The sequence below is a fragment of the Pseudomonas sp. SO81 genome (assembly GCF_030374125.1).
Taxonomy (GTDB): domain Bacteria; phylum Pseudomonadota; class Gammaproteobacteria; order Pseudomonadales; family Pseudomonadaceae; genus Aquipseudomonas.
In genome coordinates this window covers 1,432,331-1,447,137 of the sequence record NZ_CP126126.1, presented here as the reverse complement: position 1 = coordinate 1,447,137, position 14,807 = coordinate 1,432,331, and the positions used below count along the sequence as shown (strand labels likewise).

18 protein-coding genes and 1 other RNA gene are annotated in these 14,807 nt (G+C 66.1%); 13 read left to right on the top strand and 6 right to left on the bottom strand.

Annotated elements, in window-relative coordinates:
* The first annotated feature begins 449 nt into the window (after positions 1-449).
* The 6 genes from OH686_RS06955 (at position 450) to aotJ (ending at position 4,286) form a co-directional block, all read left to right on the top strand.
* On the top strand, positions 450-1,841 hold the full coding sequence (locus OH686_RS06955; protein WP_137974218.1) for a PhoH family protein: 1,392 nt from the start codon (positions 450-452) through the stop codon (positions 1,839-1,841).
* A 99-nt stretch (positions 1,842-1,940) separates the two neighbouring features.
* On the top strand, positions 1,941-2,432 hold the full coding sequence (gene moaC, locus OH686_RS06950) for a cyclic pyranopterin monophosphate synthase MoaC (RefSeq protein WP_289537151.1): 492 nt from the start codon (positions 1,941-1,943) through the stop codon (positions 2,430-2,432).
* A complete protein-coding gene (locus OH686_RS06945; protein ID WP_137974220.1) occupies positions 2,429-2,674 on the top strand; it encodes a MoaD/ThiS family protein in 246 nt (81 codons plus the stop codon). Before moaC ends, OH686_RS06945 begins: the two co-directional genes overlap by 4 nt.
* Positions 2,675-2,735: 61 nt before the next feature.
* Positions 2,736-2,811, top strand: a non-coding RNA gene (locus OH686_RS06940) — sX9 sRNA.
* A gap of 5 nt (positions 2,812-2,816) precedes the next feature.
* Entirely contained in the window at positions 2,817-3,272 is a 456-nt protein-coding gene (gene moaE / locus OH686_RS06935; RefSeq protein WP_289537149.1) for a molybdopterin synthase catalytic subunit MoaE, read from the top strand.
* 237 nt (positions 3,273-3,509) lie between these two features.
* Positions 3,510-4,286 carry an L-arginine-binding protein AotJ gene (aotJ, locus tag OH686_RS06930; protein ID WP_137974222.1) on the top strand — a complete coding sequence of 259 codons (777 nt, stop codon included), beginning with the start codon at positions 3,510-3,512 and terminating at the stop codon, positions 4,284-4,286.
* 22 nt (positions 4,287-4,308) lie between these two features.
* On the opposite strand, the gene OH686_RS06925 is transcribed toward aotJ, so the two are convergent.
* Positions 4,309-4,989 carry an ArsR/SmtB family transcription factor gene (locus OH686_RS06925; RefSeq protein ID WP_289537145.1) on the bottom strand — a complete coding sequence of 227 codons (681 nt, stop codon included), beginning with the start codon at positions 4,987-4,989 and terminating at the stop codon, positions 4,309-4,311.
* Positions 4,990-5,062: 73 nt separating this feature from the next.
* Between OH686_RS06925 and OH686_RS06920 the strand changes: the two genes are divergently transcribed.
* The 4 genes from OH686_RS06920 (at position 5,063) to OH686_RS06905 (ending at position 8,029) form a co-directional block, all read left to right on the top strand.
* Positions 5,063-5,395, top strand: a complete 333-nt coding sequence (locus OH686_RS06920; RefSeq protein WP_289537144.1) for an NIPSNAP family protein — start codon at positions 5,063-5,065, stop codon at positions 5,393-5,395.
* The gene (locus tag OH686_RS06915; RefSeq protein WP_289537141.1) at positions 5,392-5,739 is read left to right on the top strand and encodes an antibiotic biosynthesis monooxygenase family protein; all 348 of its coding nucleotides are present in this window, start codon (positions 5,392-5,394) and stop codon (positions 5,737-5,739) included. The genes OH686_RS06920 and OH686_RS06915 overlap by 4 nt, the downstream gene beginning before the upstream one ends.
* A 74-nt stretch (positions 5,740-5,813) precedes the next feature.
* Entirely contained in the window at positions 5,814-7,148 is a 1,335-nt protein-coding gene (gene potE / locus OH686_RS06910) for a putrescine-ornithine antiporter (protein ID WP_289537138.1), read from the top strand.
* Positions 7,145-8,029: an amino acid ABC transporter substrate-binding protein gene (locus tag OH686_RS06905; RefSeq protein ID WP_289537135.1), complete on the top strand. Its 885-nt coding sequence runs from the start codon at positions 7,145-7,147 to the stop codon at positions 8,027-8,029. The genes potE and OH686_RS06905 overlap by 4 nt, the downstream gene beginning before the upstream one ends.
* 4 nt (positions 8,030-8,033) lie before the next feature.
* On the opposite strand, the gene OH686_RS06900 is transcribed toward OH686_RS06905, so the two are convergent.
* From OH686_RS06900 to OH686_RS06880, 5 genes are all read right to left on the bottom strand, one after another.
* Positions 8,034-8,663 carry a helix-turn-helix transcriptional regulator gene (locus OH686_RS06900; protein WP_289537132.1) on the bottom strand — a complete coding sequence of 210 codons (630 nt, stop codon included), beginning with the start codon at positions 8,661-8,663 and terminating at the stop codon, positions 8,034-8,036.
* Positions 8,664-8,718: 55 nt separating this feature from the next.
* Positions 8,719-9,843: an NAD(P)/FAD-dependent oxidoreductase gene (locus OH686_RS06895; RefSeq protein WP_289538851.1), complete on the bottom strand. Its 1,125-nt coding sequence runs from the start codon at positions 9,841-9,843 to the stop codon at positions 8,719-8,721.
* A 5-nt stretch (positions 9,844-9,848) separates the two neighbouring features.
* The gene (locus OH686_RS06890; RefSeq protein ID WP_289537129.1) at positions 9,849-10,790 is read right to left on the bottom strand and encodes an ornithine cyclodeaminase family protein; all 942 of its coding nucleotides are present in this window, start codon (positions 10,788-10,790) and stop codon (positions 9,849-9,851) included.
* Positions 10,791-10,897: 107 nt separating this feature from the next.
* A complete protein-coding gene (locus tag OH686_RS06885; RefSeq protein WP_289537126.1) occupies positions 10,898-11,317 on the bottom strand; it encodes a hypothetical protein in 420 nt (139 codons plus the stop codon).
* Positions 11,317-12,513 (bottom strand): CaiB/BaiF CoA transferase family protein, encoded by a 1,197-nt coding sequence (locus tag OH686_RS06880; protein ID WP_289537124.1) that lies wholly within the window; start codon positions 12,511-12,513, stop codon positions 11,317-11,319. Before OH686_RS06880 ends, OH686_RS06885 begins: the two co-directional genes overlap by 1 nt.
* 264 nt (positions 12,514-12,777) lie before the next feature.
* Between OH686_RS06880 and bacA the strand changes: the two genes are divergently transcribed.
* The 3 genes from bacA to OH686_RS06865 all read left to right on the top strand — a co-directional run bounded on the left by bacA (position 12,778) and on the right by OH686_RS06865 (position 14,807).
* Entirely contained in the window at positions 12,778-13,395 is a 618-nt protein-coding gene (gene bacA, locus OH686_RS06875; RefSeq protein ID WP_289537121.1) for a biofilm formation regulator BacA, read from the top strand.
* 10 nt (positions 13,396-13,405) lie between these two features.
* Complete coding sequence (locus tag OH686_RS06870; RefSeq protein ID WP_289537118.1) at positions 13,406-14,101, top strand: PspA/IM30 family protein; 696 nt, start codon at positions 13,406-13,408, stop codon at positions 14,099-14,101.
* A 64-nt stretch (positions 14,102-14,165) separates the two neighbouring features.
* Positions 14,166-14,807 carry a hypothetical protein gene (locus tag OH686_RS06865; RefSeq protein WP_289537115.1) on the top strand — a complete coding sequence of 214 codons (642 nt, stop codon included), beginning with the start codon at positions 14,166-14,168 and terminating at the stop codon, positions 14,805-14,807.

The following is a 14,807-nucleotide window of genomic DNA, read 5'->3' as shown; positions in this document are numbered from 1 at the left end:
GTCTCCAGAAGGCGTGGCGCGATTCTAGGCTGGATGGCTGCCCAGCTCTAGCTATGAGGGTGATTGACGGGATCGGCCTCGAATATGCCCAGGCAATAGTGCAGCTGGCGGCTTTGCCGAAAGAGATAAGGGATCTGGAGAAATGCAGCGAAGCGGCGTTGTGAAGCGCTTTGCCGCGGGGAGGACTTCCGACTTTAACGGCGCACTTGCGCCCCGCCAAGCGTTATTCGTCGAGCTGTAAAAAAAGCTTCCGGCCGAAGAAAAAGTTCTTTTTTCTGTCATCCAGATTGGGGTATTAAAAAAGCAGACCGCCGAACCCTGCAGCACAGGTGGCGGCCCTCGGCCATCACCTTTGCTCGCGTATCCCGCTCCGTTCGGGAGGTGGGCGGTCCTCCGCGACGGAGCTGTAGAGGCTCCGTCGTCCAGGCCCCTCGATAAGGTGACCGAGTATGGATGATCACGGACGCACCCGCTCCACCCAGCCCACCCTCTACGTCCTCGACACCAACGTCCTGATCCACGATCCCAACGCGCTGCTGAATTTCCAGGAACACCACGTCGCCATCCCCATGACCGTGCTGGAGGAGCTGGACAAGCTCAAGACCGGCAAGCACACGGTCGCCGCCGAATGCCGCCAGGCCATCCGCCTGATCGACCAGGTGCTCGGTGATGCGATTCCCGAGGACGTCGAGAAGGGCGTCCCCATCCAGCGCGGCAAGAGCGGGCCGAAGGGCAGCCTGTCGATCCTCATGAGCAAGCGTGCCGAGCCCATCACCTGGCTGCCGGAAAACCTCAACGACAACAAGATCATCAACCAGTTGGTGGACCTGCGCAGCAGCAACCCGGGCATGCGCGTGGTGCTGGTGACCAAGGACATCAACATGCGCCTGAAGGCGCGTGCCTGCGGTATCTCCGCCGAGGACTACCACACCGACCAGCTGGTCGACGACGTGTCCCTGCTGTCGCGCGGTTACCACAACATGAGCGGCTCGTTCTGGGACCGCGTGAGCAAGGTCGAGACCCGCCAGGGCCATGGCCGTACTTGGCACCAGGTGCAGCTCACCGACAACCTGCCGGCCGTGCACATCAACGAGTTCATCATCGACGAGCAGGGCTTCGTCGGCTGGGTCAAGGGCATCGAGGGCAGCACCCTGACCATCCTCGATCTGCATCAGGAGCCGCTGCTGCACCAGGAGGCCTGGGGCCTCAAGCCGCGGGACATCTACCAGTCGCTGGCGCTGTTCGCCCTGCTCGATCCGGATATCCACCTGGTCAACCTGTCCGGTGCCGCCGGCTCGGGCAAGACCATCCTGGCGCTGGCCGCGGCCATCGAGCAGACCATGGTCAGCAAGCGCTACCGGCGCATCATCGCCACCCGCAGCGTGCAGGGGCTGGACGAGGACATCGGCTTCCTGCCCGGCACCGAGGCGGAGAAGATGGAACCCTGGCTCGGCGCCATCACCGACAACCTGGAGGCCCTGCATTCGGACGACGAGAGTACCCACGGCAGCGTCGACTACATCCTGCAGAAGGTGCCGCTGCAGTTTAAGTCGCTCAACTACATCCGCGGGCGCAGCTTCCAGCACAGCCTGATCCTGATCGACGAGTGCCAGAACCTCACCCCGCACCAGATGAAGACCATCATCACCCGCGCCGGTACGGGCTCCAAGGTGATCTGCCTGGGCAACCTGGCGCAGATCGACACGCCTTACCTGTCCGCCACCAGCTCCGGCCTGACCTACCTCACCGAGCGCTTCAAGGACTTCGAGCACGGTGTGCACATCACCCTGCAAGGGGTGCCGCGCTCGGTGCTGGCCGAGTACGCCGAAGCCCACATGTAACCGACGCAGCTCCGCGCCTCTCCGACGGGAGGGCGCGGAGGCCGCGCGCTCCGCATGGTGGCGGCGTTACAATGGCCGCATCTATCCCGGAGCAAGATCGTGTTGACCCATCTCGATTCCCAAGGCCGCGCCAACATGGTGGACGTCACCGACAAGGCGGTGACCTTCCGCGAGGCCGTGGCCGAAGCCCGTGTGCGCATGCTGCCCGCGACCCTGGCGATGATCGCCGACGGCAGCCACCCCAAGGGCGACGTGTTCGCCGTGGCGCGCATCGCCGGCATCCAGGCGGCGAAGAAGACCCACGAGCTGATCCCGCTGTGCCACCCGTTGCTGCTGACCAGCGTCAAGGTCGAGCTGCAGGCCGAGGGCATCGACTGCGTGCGCATCCAGGCGCGCTGCAAGCTGGCCGGGCAGACCGGCGTGGAGATGGAGGCGCTGACCGCCGCCAGTATCGCCGCGCTGACCATCTATGACATGTGCAAGGCCGTGGACCGCGGCATCACGATCGAGGCCGTACGCCTGCTGGAGAAATCCGGCGGCAAGAGCGGCGACTACCGACTGGACTATCACGAGGCAGGGAGCCTGACATGATCCGCGTACAGTACTTCGCCCGCTACCGAGAGGTGCTGGGCATCGATGGCGAGCAACTGCAGCGCGCCGCCCTGGGCAACCTGGAACAGCTGCGCGAGCACCTGCTGAGCCGCGGTGGCGTGTGGCAGGTGCTGGCCGAGCAGAACCTGATGTGTGCGCGCAATCAGGAGCTGTGCGGCCTGGACACCGAAATCGCCGACGGCGACGAGATCGCCTTCTTCCCCACCGTGACCGGCGGTTGAAAATTGCCCACAAAGCTACTGCGCGTGTGTGATCTCGGGTTGGGCGGTGCTCGGAATCCTCATGTACTAGTTGTACATTCCGGTTCCTGTGCTCCGTCCGCCCCGAGCTGACACCCGCTCGCTACGCTTTGAGGACAATTTTATGAGCATCCGAATACAGGTCGAGGCCTTCGATCCGGGCGTCGAGCTCAATGCGCTGCACGCTGCCAACCTGGGCATCGGCGCGGTGGCCACCTTCGTCGGCTACGTGCGCGACTACAACGACGGCCAGGACGTGCACGGCATGTTCCTCGAACACTACCCGGGCATGACCGAGAAGGCCCTGGCGGGCATCGTCAGCGAGGCCGAGCAGCGCTGGCCGCTGCTGCGGGTGGAAGTGTTGCACCGGGTCGGCCGGCTGCAGCCGGGCGAGCCCATCGTCTTCGTCGGCACCGCCAGTGCCCACCGCCAGGCGGCGTTCGACGCCTGCAACTTCATCATGGATTACCTGAAGACCCGTGCGCCGTTCTGGAAGAAGGAAGACACCCCGGACGGCGCGCGCTGGGTAGAAGGACGCTGCAGCGATCAGCAGGCGGCGCAGCGCTGGTCGAAACCCTGAAGCAGATGAATACCGCCGCCGTTCAACAGGATCGGCGGTAGGCGAACGGCTGTTGACGCTGTGTACATTAAAGTCCAGTATGGATTTATAAGTACAAAATAGCGGTTCGTCGATCATGTCCCAGCACCAGCTATTCCTTTCTCCTTACTCGCTCCGGTTCGCGCCGGCGGCCCCTTCTTCTGCCCAGTCATTTGCCAACCTGCCTGCCTTGCGGTGGGCGCACCCGGGAGTCACACCATGAAGAAACTCGCATTGCTGGGCGGTCTCGCCCTGAGCCTGATGGCCTCCAGCCTGTTCGCCGCCGACAAGCCCCTGCGCCTGGGCATCGAGGCCGCCTATCCGCCCTTCGCCTTCAAACAGGCCGACGGCTCGATTGCCGGCTTCGATGTGGACATCGGCGTCGCGCTCTGTGCCGAGATGAAGGTCGAATGTCAGTGGGTGGAGCAGGAGTTCGACGGCCTGATCCCGTCGCTCAAGGTGAAGAAGGTCGACGCCGTGCTGTCGTCCATGACCATCACCGACGAGCGCCGCAAGTCGGTGGACTTCACCGGCAAGTACTACTACAGCCCGGCGCGCCTGACGATGAAGGAAGGCAGCGTGGTCAGTGATGATTTCAGCAGCCTCAGCGGCAAGCGCATCGCCGTGCAGCGCGCCACCACCACCGACCGCTTCGCCTCCGAGGTGCTGGCGCCCAAGGGCGTGGAAGTGGTGCGCTACAGCTCGCAGAACGAGATCTACCTGGATCTGGTCTCCGGCCGTGTCGACGGCACCCTGGCCGATGCCATCCCGGTCGACGAGGGCTTCCTCAAGACTCCGCAGGGCAAGGGCTTCGCCTTCGTCGGTCCGGCCTTCACCGACCCGGCCTATTTCGGCGAGGGCGCCGGTATTGCCGTGCGCAAGGGCGACAAGGCGCTGCTGGACAAGCTGAACGCCGCCATCGCCGGCATCCGTGCCAGCGGCGAGTATCAGAAGATTCAGGCCAAGTACTTCAGCTTCGATATCTACGGCGACTGAAGCGCGGCAGGGCTGACGCCGCTCAGCTCTGCAGCAGGCGTTCCAGCTCGTGCTCGCCGCGAGGGCTGAACGCGACCACCCGCGAGGTCGGGTCGCGTTTGGCCCAGCCCAGCTGCAGCAGGCGTTGCAGCAATTGTGCGCCCAAGGCGCCGCCGAGGTGATGGCGGCGCTCGCTCCAGTCCAGGCAGGGGCGGCACAGGTGGCGCCGGCGTCCGGCGGCGGCCGCCACATCTATCTGCAGTTCGGCGAACCAGCGCTGGCCGGCCTCGGTCAGGCGCAGTTCCTCGCCGCTTTCCTCGATGCAGCCACGCTGCAGCAGGGTCTCGTAGGCCTTCACGCCCAGTTCCCCGGCCAGGTGGTCGTAGCACACCCGCGCCTTGCGCAGCGCCGGCTCGCGCGGGCTGGAGCGCACGCGCACGGCGCCGGCGCGGAAGGCCACGCCCATCAAGGCTTCGAGCAGGCGGGCGACGTCGGCGTCGGCCAGGCGGAAGTAGCGGTGGCGACCCTGGGCCACACCGGCGATCAGCCCGGCGTCGAGCAGCTTGGCCAGGTGCGCGCTCATGGTCGGCTTGCTGACGCCGGCCAGGTTGGCCAGTTCGGTGGCGGTGAGGGCGCGGTCGGCCATCAGTGCGGTGAGCACCTCGGCGCGGGCGTGGTCGCCGATCAGCGCGGCGATGCGGGCGATGTTGGGTCCGTCTTTCATGGTTCGATCCTAGTCGAACCATCGACTGGCGACAAAGCGTTAGCTTGGCCCCATCAACCCAGGAGGACGCACCATGCCCATCACCTGTTTCATCCGCTACCAGATCGACCCGTTCCAGCGCGAGGCCTTCCGCGAGTACGCGGAGAACTGGGGGCGCATCATCCCGCGCTGCGGCGGGCACCTGCTCGGCTACTTCCTGCCGCACGAAGGCAGCAACGACATCGCCTGGGGGCTGATCGCCTTTCCCAGCCTGGCCGCCTACGAGGCCTATCGCACCCGGCTGAAGAGCGATGCCGAGGGCTGCGCCAACTTTGCCCTGGCCCAGGACAAGCGCTTCATCCTGCGCGAGGAACGCAGCTTCCTCGAGGTGGTGGAGGGGACGCTGGGCGTGGAGCCGCAGTCGTGATCGCGGTGATCTTCGAGGTGCAGCCGGCCGCGGGCCAGCGCGACGCCTATCTGGGGCTGGCCGCCGACCTGCGCGAGCAGCTGCAGGCCATCGACGGCTTCCTGTCCATCGAGCGCTTCGAGAGTCTCAGCCAGCCGGGCAAGTTGCTGTCGCTGTCGTTCTGGCGCGACGAGGCGGCCGTGCGCCAGTGGCGCAACACCGAGGAGCATCGCCAGGCGCAGGTGGCCGGTCGTGGCGGAGTGTTCGCCGACTACCGTCTGCGCGTGGCCGAGGTGTTGCGCGACTACGGCCTGCACCCGCGCGAGCAGGTGCCGGTCGATTCGCGAGCGATGCACGACGCGTGAGTTTTGTCCGCCGCCAGGCGCAGCCGCTGCGCTCCACCTAGTATGAGGAGGAGCTGATAGGGAGGGGGGCGGCTATGGCGGCGACAGGCAAGAAAATGGGGCTGACGGGGCTGACCACCCTGGTGGCGGTGAACATGATGGGCTCGGGCATCATCATGCTGCCGTCGAGCATGGCCCAGCTGGGGGCGGTGTCGTTACTGTCTTGGATCATCACGGCGATAGGCTCGATGGCCATCGCCTACTGCTTCGCCCAGTGCGGCATCTACTGCACGCGTCCCGGCGGCATGTCGGCCTACACCGAGGAGGCCCACGGCAAGTCGGCGTTCTTCCTCTGTTCCTACCTGTACTTCCTGTCGCTGGCCATCGGCAACGTGGCCATCGCCATCTCGGCGGTGGGGTACCTGACGCCTTTCTTCCCCTGGCTGGGCAGCGGTGCGATCCCGCTGTTCGTCGGCAGCGTCGGCCTGATCTGGCTGACCTCGCTGGCCAACTTCGGCGGCCCCAAGGTCACCGGGCAGATCGGCTCGGTGACGGTATGGGGAGTGATCATCCCGGTGGCCGGGCTGTCGGTGATCGGCTGGTTCTGGTTCGACCCGGAGATCTTCCGCCAGGCCTGGAACCCCAACGGCATCGCCACCAGCGACGCCATCGCGCAGAGCATTCCGCTGACCCTGTGGGCCTTCCTCGGCATGGAGTCGGCGGCGCAGAACTCCGATGCGGTGGAGAATCCCCAGCGCAACGTGCCGCTGGCCTGCCTGCTGGGCACCCTCGGCGCGGCGGTGGTCTATGTACTGTCCACCTCGGTGATCATGGGCATAGTGCCGAACGCCGAGCTGGCCAACTCCAGCGCGCCGTTCGCCTTCGTCTACGCGCAGATGTTCAACGGCTGGGTCGGCGACATCATCATGGCCCTGGCGGTGATGGCCTGCGTCGGCTCGCTGCTGGGCTGGCAGTTCACCCTGGCGCAGACCGCCAAGGTCACCGCCGAGCAGCGCATGTTCCCGCAGCTGTTCGCCCGCGTGACCCTGCTCGGCGCGCCGTTGCTCGGCCTGATCGCCAACGCGGTGCTGCAGACCGGCATGGCGATGTCGACCATCTCGCCGAACGCCTCGGAGCAGTTCGGCAAGCTGGTCAACCTGGCGGCGGTGACCAACATCATCCCCTACATCACCGCGCTCTCCGCGCTGCTGATCATCATGCAGAAGGCCGGCGTGGCGCGCGCCATCCAGTACCGCAACATTGTCGCCCTGGCGCTGGCCATGGCCTACAGCTTCTACGCGCTATATGCCTCGGGTACCGAGGCGGTGTTCGGCGGCATGATCGTCACCGCGGTGGGTTACCTACTGTTCGGCTATATCGCCGATCGCATGCTGGAACAGCGCATGGCGCTGAAGGAGGAGGCGCCATGAAGCGTGCGGCCTGGATGCTGATGGCGCTGCTGCTGGCGCAACCGCTGGCGGCGCAGACGCTGGAGCGAATCCGCAGCAGCAACAGCCTCACGCTCGGCTACCTGGCCGACCTGGCGCCGTTCTCCTCGCAGCAGGGCGAGGTGCCGGCGGGCTATGGCATCGAGCTCTGCCAGCGGGTGGCCGAAGGGGTCAAACGCGAGCTCGGCCTGGCCGGGCTGCAGGTGCAGTATCGGTTGCTGGCGCGTGACGCAGTGCTGCCGGCGCTGCAGGCGGGAGAAGTCGACCTGCTGTGCAGCGGCCTGGTGGAGACCCTGGCGCGGCGCGAACTGCTGAACTTCTCGCTGCCGATCTATCCGGCCGGGCGCGGTGTGGTGGTGCGCAGCGACGCATCGCCCAGCCTGGTGGCGGCGCTCAACGGGCAGGCCCAGCACAGCGGCCCGCAGTGGCGTGCCACCATCAATCGCGGTCTGATCCACGAGCGCTTCGCGGTCATCGCTGACAGCGTCACCGAGCACTGGGTACGCAGCAAGTTGCGTCTGCATGGCGTGCAGGCCGGCGTGGTGCCGGTTGCCGGCTATGCCGAGGGGGTGGCGGTGGTGGCCGAGGGCAAGGCCGACGCCTTCTTCGCCGATCGCGTGGTGCTGCAGAACCAGGTGGCGCTCAGTCGCGCGGCCGGTCAACTGCGGGTGCTCGATCGGCTGTTCGAGCTGGAGCCCCTGGCGCTGGTCATGGCGCGTGGTGACGATGACTTCCGCCTGCTGGTGGATCGCGAGTTGAGCCAGGTGTACCGCACCGGCGAGATCGAACCGCTGTACCGCAAGTACTTCGGCGAGCCCAGCGCGCAGGTGCGGCTGCTGTTCCAGGCGTACTCGCGACCCTGAGGGCTCAGGCCTCGCCCTTGATCTCCTTGAGGTGCTTGTACACCGTGGCACGGCCCATGTTGAGCACATTGGCCACATAGTTGGCCGCGCTCTTGCCCTTGAACGCCCCCTCGGCGTGCAGGGCCTCGACCAGCTCGCGCTTGTGTTCGCGGCTGAGGCGGGCGAGACCGAGCTGGCGCTGCTGCAGCCAGCCATGCAGGAAGGTGTTGATGCGCTCCTGCCAGTCGTCGCGGAACAGCGCATCGGGCTGCGGGATCACCTTGCTGGCGGAGAGGAACAGGTCCAGCGCCTGCTTGGCCGTCTCGAACAGCGAGATATTCAGATTCAGGCACAGCACCGCAACCGGCGTGCCCTGGCCGTCGCGCAGCACGGTGCTGACCGAGCGGATCTTCTGTCCGTCCCAGTTGAGCTTCTCGTAGGGGCCGATATTGCATGCGTCGGTCTCGCCCTCGAGCAGGTCCTCGAGGGCCGCATCGTCGCCCACCGCGCGCTTGGACAGGTTGTTGGCGATATGGTCGATCTTCTGCGTGCGCAAGTCGTGCAGCACCACTTCGGCGTGGGGGAAGAACAGGGTGGCGATCGCATCGGCGATGGCGCGGAAATTGGCCAGGTCGGCGGCGGGTGTCGGCTTCATGCAGGGGCTCCGGGTCTGCGCCCCGCATGACGGGGCGCAGCGAGTGTGCCGCAACTCATCCCAGGCGGGAAGGCGAGAGCATCTGCGCGGTCAGGCCGAACTCGGCGAGGCGCGCCGGCAGCGGTAGGTGGCGGATCAGCGCGGCGCAGGCCTCGCCCATGGCCGCGCTGGTCTGGATGCCATAGCCGCCCTGGGCGGCGACCCAGAAGAAGCCTTCGGCATGCGCGTCGTAGCCGCCGACCAGATCGCCATCGGCGACGAAGCTGCGCAGGCCGGCCCAGGTATGCGCCGGGCGGCGCACGCTCATGCTGGTGTGTTCCTCGATCTGGTACAGGCCCATGGCGATGTCCAGCTCTTCCGGCTGCACGTCATGGGGTTCCACCGGATCGGCGTTGGCCGGCGAACCGAGCAGCTGGCCGGCGTCCGGCTTGAAGTAGAAGGCCTCGTGCAGGTCCACCAGGCAGGGCCAGGCGTGGCAGTCCATGCCCTCCGGCGCCGGGAAGGTGAAGGCGGCGCGACGCCTGGGCACCAGGCCGATGGGGGCGACCCCGGCCAGCCGGGCGATCTGGTCGCACCAGCCGCCGGCGGCGTTGACCAGCACGCGGCAGCTGTACAGCTGCTGGCCGCAGCGCACCTGCCAGCCGTCCTCGACCTTGCCGATGCTGCTGACCTCGCGGTTGCAGTGAATTTCCCCGCCCTGCTGGCGGATGCCGCGCAGGAAGCCCTGATGCAGGGCGTCGGTGTCGATATCGGCGGCGCTGGGGTCGAGCATGGCGCCATGCACCTTGTCGCGGCGCAGTACCGGGACCAGGGCGCAGGCCTCGTCGGCGCTGAGCAGACGCATGTCCGCCACGCTGGCCTTGCCGCTGTCGAACTGGCGCTGCAGTTCCTCGGCGTCGCCGCTGAAGTCCACCACCATCTCGCCGCGCGGGCTGAGCAGCGGGTGCTCGCTGAAGCCGGCCGGCGGCGCGTCGAAGAAGGCGCGGCTGGCGGCGGTCAGGGCGCGCACCTGGGGCGTGCCGTAGGCCAGGGTGTAGAGCGCGGCGGAGCGCCCGGTGCTGTGGTAGCCGGGCTGGCTCTCGCGCTCCAGCAGCACGGTCTTGCCATGCGCGGCGAGGAAGTAGCCGGTGCTGGCGCCGGCGATACCGGCACCGATGATCAGGTAGTCGGCGTGGATGATCGTGCTCATTGGCCTTGCTCCAGCAGGCGATGCAGGGCATGGGCTAGGGCCATGTCTTCCAGGCCCAGGCCGATCGAGCGGAAGAATACCGGGCGGTCGTAGGCCGGTTTCGGCGCGCGTGCGCTGACCAGCTCGGCCAGGTCGCCGCGGATCAGGCCGCGATTCCAGCCGCCTTCCGCGGCCAGCACCATCTCGCCGGCCGAGCCGGGCGTGGTGGCGCGGTAATCGCAGTACACGTCCATGCCGACCAGGCTGGCCGGCGGCACCTCGTGGGCGCGCGGCGCATTGGTGCTGATCGAGGTGACCAGTACGTTGCGGCCCAGGCTCAGCGGATCGAACACCGGGCCGGCGGAGGAGGTGCACAGCAGGATCACGTCGGCGTCCGCCAACGCATCCTCCTGGCTGGCACACAGCTGCAGGCGCGGGTCCAGCGCGCGCAGCTCGGCGTGTTTGCCCGCGCTCTCGGCGGCCAGGCCCGGGGAATACAGGCGGATGCTCTGCCATTCGCGCAGGTTCTTCACATAGTGCAGGTGGGCGCGGGCCACCGGGCCGCTGCCGATGATCGCCAGGCGCGTGGCGTGCTGCGGGGCAAGCTCCTCCACGGCCACCGCGGTGGTGGCGGCGGTGCGTGCGGTGGTCAGGCTGTTGGCGTCGCACAGCAGCAGCGGCTGGCCGCTGTGCATCGACATCAGCAGGGTCCAGGCGGTGACGGTTGCGCCCTGCGGGCCGGGAATGTAGGGCGAGGTCTTGACCCCATAGACGCCTTCGTCGGCCAGCACGCCGAGGTAGTTGATGAAGTCGCCGCCGCCGGGGAATTCCACCAGCTGCTGCGCCGGCTGCACCGCGCGGCCCTCGGCCAGGCTGGCGAACATGGCGCGCATGGCCTGGTGCACGTCGATGCGGGCGAGCAGGCGTTCGGCTTCGGTCTGGTCGATCACGCGGGTCATGCGGGTGTCTCCGTAAATACTTGTTTGTCCATGTTGGACTTTAAAGTATTTGTCGGCAAGCGGCCGTCCGCCGAATGGCGCTTCGCTGAAAGCCGCTGTCGCCTGGGTCAACCCTCGCCGCGCTGGAACAGGGCGACCAGCAGGGTGCCAGGCAACAGCGCCAGGGCGATCAGGTGCAGCTGTGCCACGACCAGCTCCGCCAGGATTTCGCTGATGCTCCAGGTGTTGCCGAAGGCCTGGGCGAACAGGCCGGCGGCCAGCATGCAGGCCAGCAGTGCGCCACCGATGAAAGCGCCGACGCGCAGTGCCCCACGGCGCAGCCAGGCGCTCGCCAGCAGCACGAACAATGCGCCGGGTGCGGTGGTGAGCAGCAGTTCGAGCACGACCGAGTCGCCGCCGTCGATCAGCTGCGGCCACTCCAGGGTCAGGCGCTGCTGGCACAGGCTGCCGGTGAGCAGGGCGATGAACAGCGCGGCGCTCGGCGCGACGGCCAGGCTCGCCAGCAGCGCGGTGGCGAGGCGGCGCATCAGATCGCGCCGCCATCCTTCAGCGCGGCGATCTGCTCGGCGCTGTAGCCGAGGCGGCTAAGCACTGCCTGGTTGTGCTCGCCAAGCTGCGGACCGGTCCATTCCACGCCGCCGGGGGTTTCCGACAGCTTGGGCACGATGCCCGGCATCTTGAAGGGCTTGCCATCTGGCAACTTGGCCGAGAGGAACATCTCGCGGGCGAGGAACTGCGGGTCCTTGAACATGTCTTCGGCGGAGTAGATGCGGCTGGCCGGAACCTCGGCGCGCACCAGGACGGCCTCCACTTCGCTCAACGGCAGACTGGCGGCCCAGCGGTCGATCACCCCGTAGAGTTCTTCGCGCCGTGCATCGCGGCCGGCGTTGTCGGCCAGCGTCGGGTCGTCGGCCAGGTCGCTACGGTCGATGGCGCGCATAAAGCGCTGGAAGATCGCATCGCCGTTGGCGCCGATCTGGATATGTTTGCCATCGCCACAGGTGTGGATGGAGGAGGGGGTGATGCCGGGCATGATATTGCCGGTTCTTTCCCGCACGAAGCCGAACACATCGAACTCCGGCACCATGCTTTCCATCATGGCGAAGATCGCCTCGTACAGCGCCACGTCCACCACCTGGCCCTGGCCGCCATTCACCTCGCGGTGCCGCAGCGCCATCAGCGCGCCGATCACGCCCCACAGCGCGGCGATGGAGTCGCCGATGCTGATGCCGGTGCGCACCGGCGGCCGATCCTCGAAGCCGGTGATGTAGCGCAACCCGCCCATCGACTCGCCCACCGCGCCGAAGCCCGGCTGGTCCTGCATCGGCCCGGTCTGGCCGAATCCGGACAGGCGCACCATCACCAGCTTGGGATTCAGCGCATGCAGCACGTCCCAACCCAGGCCGAGCTTCTCCAGCACGCCGGGGCGGAAGTTCTCGATCAGGATGTCCGCTTCGCTCAGCAGTTTCTTCAGCACCTCGCGGCCGCCTTCGTGCTTGAGATTGAGGGTGATCGACTGCTTGTTGCGTGCCTGCACGAACCACCACAGCGAGGTGCCCTCGTACAGCTTGCGCCACTTGCGCAGCGGATCGCCGCCATCCGGCGACTCGACCTTGATCACCTCGGCACCGAACTCGGCGCAGATGCGCGAGGCGAAGGGGCCGGCGATCAGAGTGCCGAGCTCGACCACTTTCAGGCCGGCGAGGGGTTTGCTGGGGATCATCGTGACTCCTGTGGATGCGACCTGGTTGGTGCGCCTTGGGCTTTCGTCGGTGGAGTATCTGCGGTTAAATCGCCGGGCGAAAGGATGCGCGCTCCCTCTCTGGCCTGGAAGGCTTTCCCTCCCGTTGCCCATACCCGCAAACCCTTTCCCGTGGCGGCCCTTCCGGTCTGCTCTCGGCGTGCTCGTATGTCCGTCATACGTGCGTTTGAAAATATTACATGTGAGTAGTTGATTCATTACATGTGAGTGCCTAATCTCTCGCCCATGGAAAGCAAATCATCAGCCCACTACCAGCGTCTCTTTCGTCAGCGCCTGCGCGAGCAGGGCTTGATCAAGAAAGAGGTGTGGATACTGCCCGAGCATGCGCAAGCGCTCGCGGCGTTCGAGCGGAAACTGCGCCAGCCCCAGGTGGGGCAGGCCTCTATGGAGAAGGAGGGAGGTGCCATGCCTCAGGTTTGGACTGCACAAGGTTTGTTCGATGCGCTGTCCGCAACGGAGCTGTTCAAGGACGGGCGCGCGGCCATCGAGCTGATCCAGGGCGCCGACGCCAGCCTGCACGTGACCATGGGTGAGTACGGCGACCTGCCGCTGTTCGTCGCCGTGTTCGGCGAGCAGATCATCGTCGAGGCGCTGCTCTGGCCGGCGGCCGATGTGCGCGATGAGGTCGCGTTCAACGAAGAGGTGCTGCGCAGCCGCAAGCTCTTCCCGCTGTCGTCCATCGGCCTGGAAACCCTGCCGGACGGGCAGGCCTGCTACACCATGTTCGGTGCCCTGAGCGCGTCCTCGGTGCTCTCCAACGTGGTACAGGAAATCGAGATGCTGGCGGACAACGTGATCAAGGCCACCGAAGCCTATGAGGGCTTCCTCAAGGCCGGTGCCTAAGGAGATTGCCATGAACGTGTGGAGCAAACTGTTGACCGCCCTGCGTGGCGGCGCCAACGAAGTGGGTGAGGCCATGGTGGACAGCCAGGTCCTGCGTATCCTCGACCAGGAAATCCGCGACGCCGACCTGGAGCTGCGCAAGTCCAAGGAAGCGCTGGCCGAGATCATGGCCAAGCAGAAGCTGGCCGCCGATCGCGCCGAGAAGAGTTCGGCCAAGGTCGCCGAGTACGAGCAGTACGCGCTCAAGGCGCTGGAGGCCGGCAACGAGTCGCTGGCGCAGGAAGTGGCGGTAAAGATCGCCAACCTGGAAGTCGAGCTGAACAGCGAGCGCGAGCAGGCCGACAGCTATGCCGCCAGCGTCGCTCAGCTGCGCAAGGCAGTGATCCAGGCCGAGGCCAATATCAAGCGCCTCAAGCAGCAGGTGGATACCGTCAAGGCCACCGAGAGCGTGCAGAAAGCGCAGATGGCTGTGGCCCAACGCTACGGCGGCTCTCAGGCCAAGTTGCACACTGCCGTCGAGTCGCTGGAGCGGATCAAGCAGCAGCAGGCCGAGCGGGCGGCGAAGATGGAAGCGACGGCCGAACTGGCCGAGGCGGCCAACGTCGACGACTCGCTGGAGGCCAAGCTGCGCGCGGCCGGCATCAAGGCCGACAACGCCAGCGCCGAAAGCGTGCTGGCGCGCCTGAAGGGCAAGGCCAAGTCCTGATCGGCTGCTTGGAGAGAGGTCGCACAAAGCGACCGCTCTCGGTTAATTCGGGGAAAGGAAAGTTATGGAAATCTTTCTGCAGACGGTGTCTTCGTTTCCCACAGCGCTGTTCAGCTTTCTCCTGTGCGTTGCGATCATCTACTGGATGGTCGTGGCGCTGGGGCTGATCGAGGTCGATGTGTTGAATGTCGAGGTGGACTCCCTGATTGAGAGCGGCGGCCAAGCCGAGGGGCTGGCTGGGCTGCTGTACAAGCTCAAGTTGGGCGGGGTGCCTGTCACTCTCGTGCTGACCCTGCTGTTCTTCTCGGCATGGGTGCTTTGCTATTTCGTGGAGCTCCTGCTGCTAAGTCACCTGCCTCTGGGCATCTTGCGCTATCCACTTGGTGCTGTAGTGGCATTTGGGGCGCTGGTGCTTGCCGTACCTCTTTGTTCTGCCGTTTGCCGGCCTCTGCGTCCGTTGTTTCAGAAGATCGAAGCGACCACCAGTAAGTCAGTGCTCGGTCAAGTAGCGGTCGTGCGTAGTGGGCGTGTTACCCAAAGTCACGGTGAGGCAGTGCTGGAAGATGGCGGTGCGGGCTTGATTCTGCGAGTGCGCGCAGAAGAGTCTCTTGGCTTCAAGAGGGGCGATCGGGTGGTGCTGCTGGAATACCTACAAGCCGAGCATGCGTACCGTGTGATTACCGAGAATGAGTTTCGGGGAGTTTGA

Bases quoted from the DNA above. Each gene is read 5' to 3' on its own strand.
- OH686_RS06955 (WP_137974218.1), top strand. From the start codon at position 450: ATGGATGATCACGGACGCACCCGCTCCACCCAGCCCACCCTCTACGTC.
- OH686_RS06945 (WP_137974220.1), top strand. From the start codon at position 2,429: ATGATCCGCGTACAGTACTTCGCCCGCTACCGAGAGGTGCTGGGCATC.
- moaE (WP_289537149.1), top strand. From the start codon at position 2,817: ATGAGCATCCGAATACAGGTCGAGGCCTTCGATCCGGGCGTCGAGCTC.
- aotJ (WP_137974222.1), top strand. From the start codon at position 3,510: ATGAAGAAACTCGCATTGCTGGGCGGTCTCGCCCTGAGCCTGATGGCC.
- OH686_RS06925 (WP_289537145.1), bottom strand. From the start codon at position 4,989: ATGAAAGACGGACCCAACATCGCCCGCATCGCCGCGCTGATCGGCGAC.
- OH686_RS06920 (WP_289537144.1), top strand. From the start codon at position 5,063: ATGCCCATCACCTGTTTCATCCGCTACCAGATCGACCCGTTCCAGCGC.
- potE (WP_289537138.1), top strand. From the start codon at position 5,814: ATGGCGGCGACAGGCAAGAAAATGGGGCTGACGGGGCTGACCACCCTG.
- OH686_RS06905 (WP_289537135.1), top strand. From the start codon at position 7,145: ATGAAGCGTGCGGCCTGGATGCTGATGGCGCTGCTGCTGGCGCAACCG.
- OH686_RS06900 (WP_289537132.1), bottom strand. From the start codon at position 8,663: ATGAAGCCGACACCCGCCGCCGACCTGGCCAATTTCCGCGCCATCGCC.
- OH686_RS06890 (WP_289537129.1), bottom strand. From the start codon at position 10,790: ATGACCCGCGTGATCGACCAGACCGAAGCCGAACGCCTGCTCGCCCGC.
- OH686_RS06885 (WP_289537126.1), bottom strand. From the start codon at position 11,317: ATGCGCCGCCTCGCCACCGCGCTGCTGGCGAGCCTGGCCGTCGCGCCG.
- OH686_RS06880 (WP_289537124.1), bottom strand. From the start codon at position 12,513: ATGATCCCCAGCAAACCCCTCGCCGGCCTGAAAGTGGTCGAGCTCGGC.
- bacA (WP_289537121.1), top strand. From the start codon at position 12,778: ATGGAAAGCAAATCATCAGCCCACTACCAGCGTCTCTTTCGTCAGCGC.
- OH686_RS06870 (WP_289537118.1), top strand. From the start codon at position 13,406: ATGAACGTGTGGAGCAAACTGTTGACCGCCCTGCGTGGCGGCGCCAAC.
- OH686_RS06865 (WP_289537115.1), top strand. From the start codon at position 14,166: ATGGAAATCTTTCTGCAGACGGTGTCTTCGTTTCCCACAGCGCTGTTC.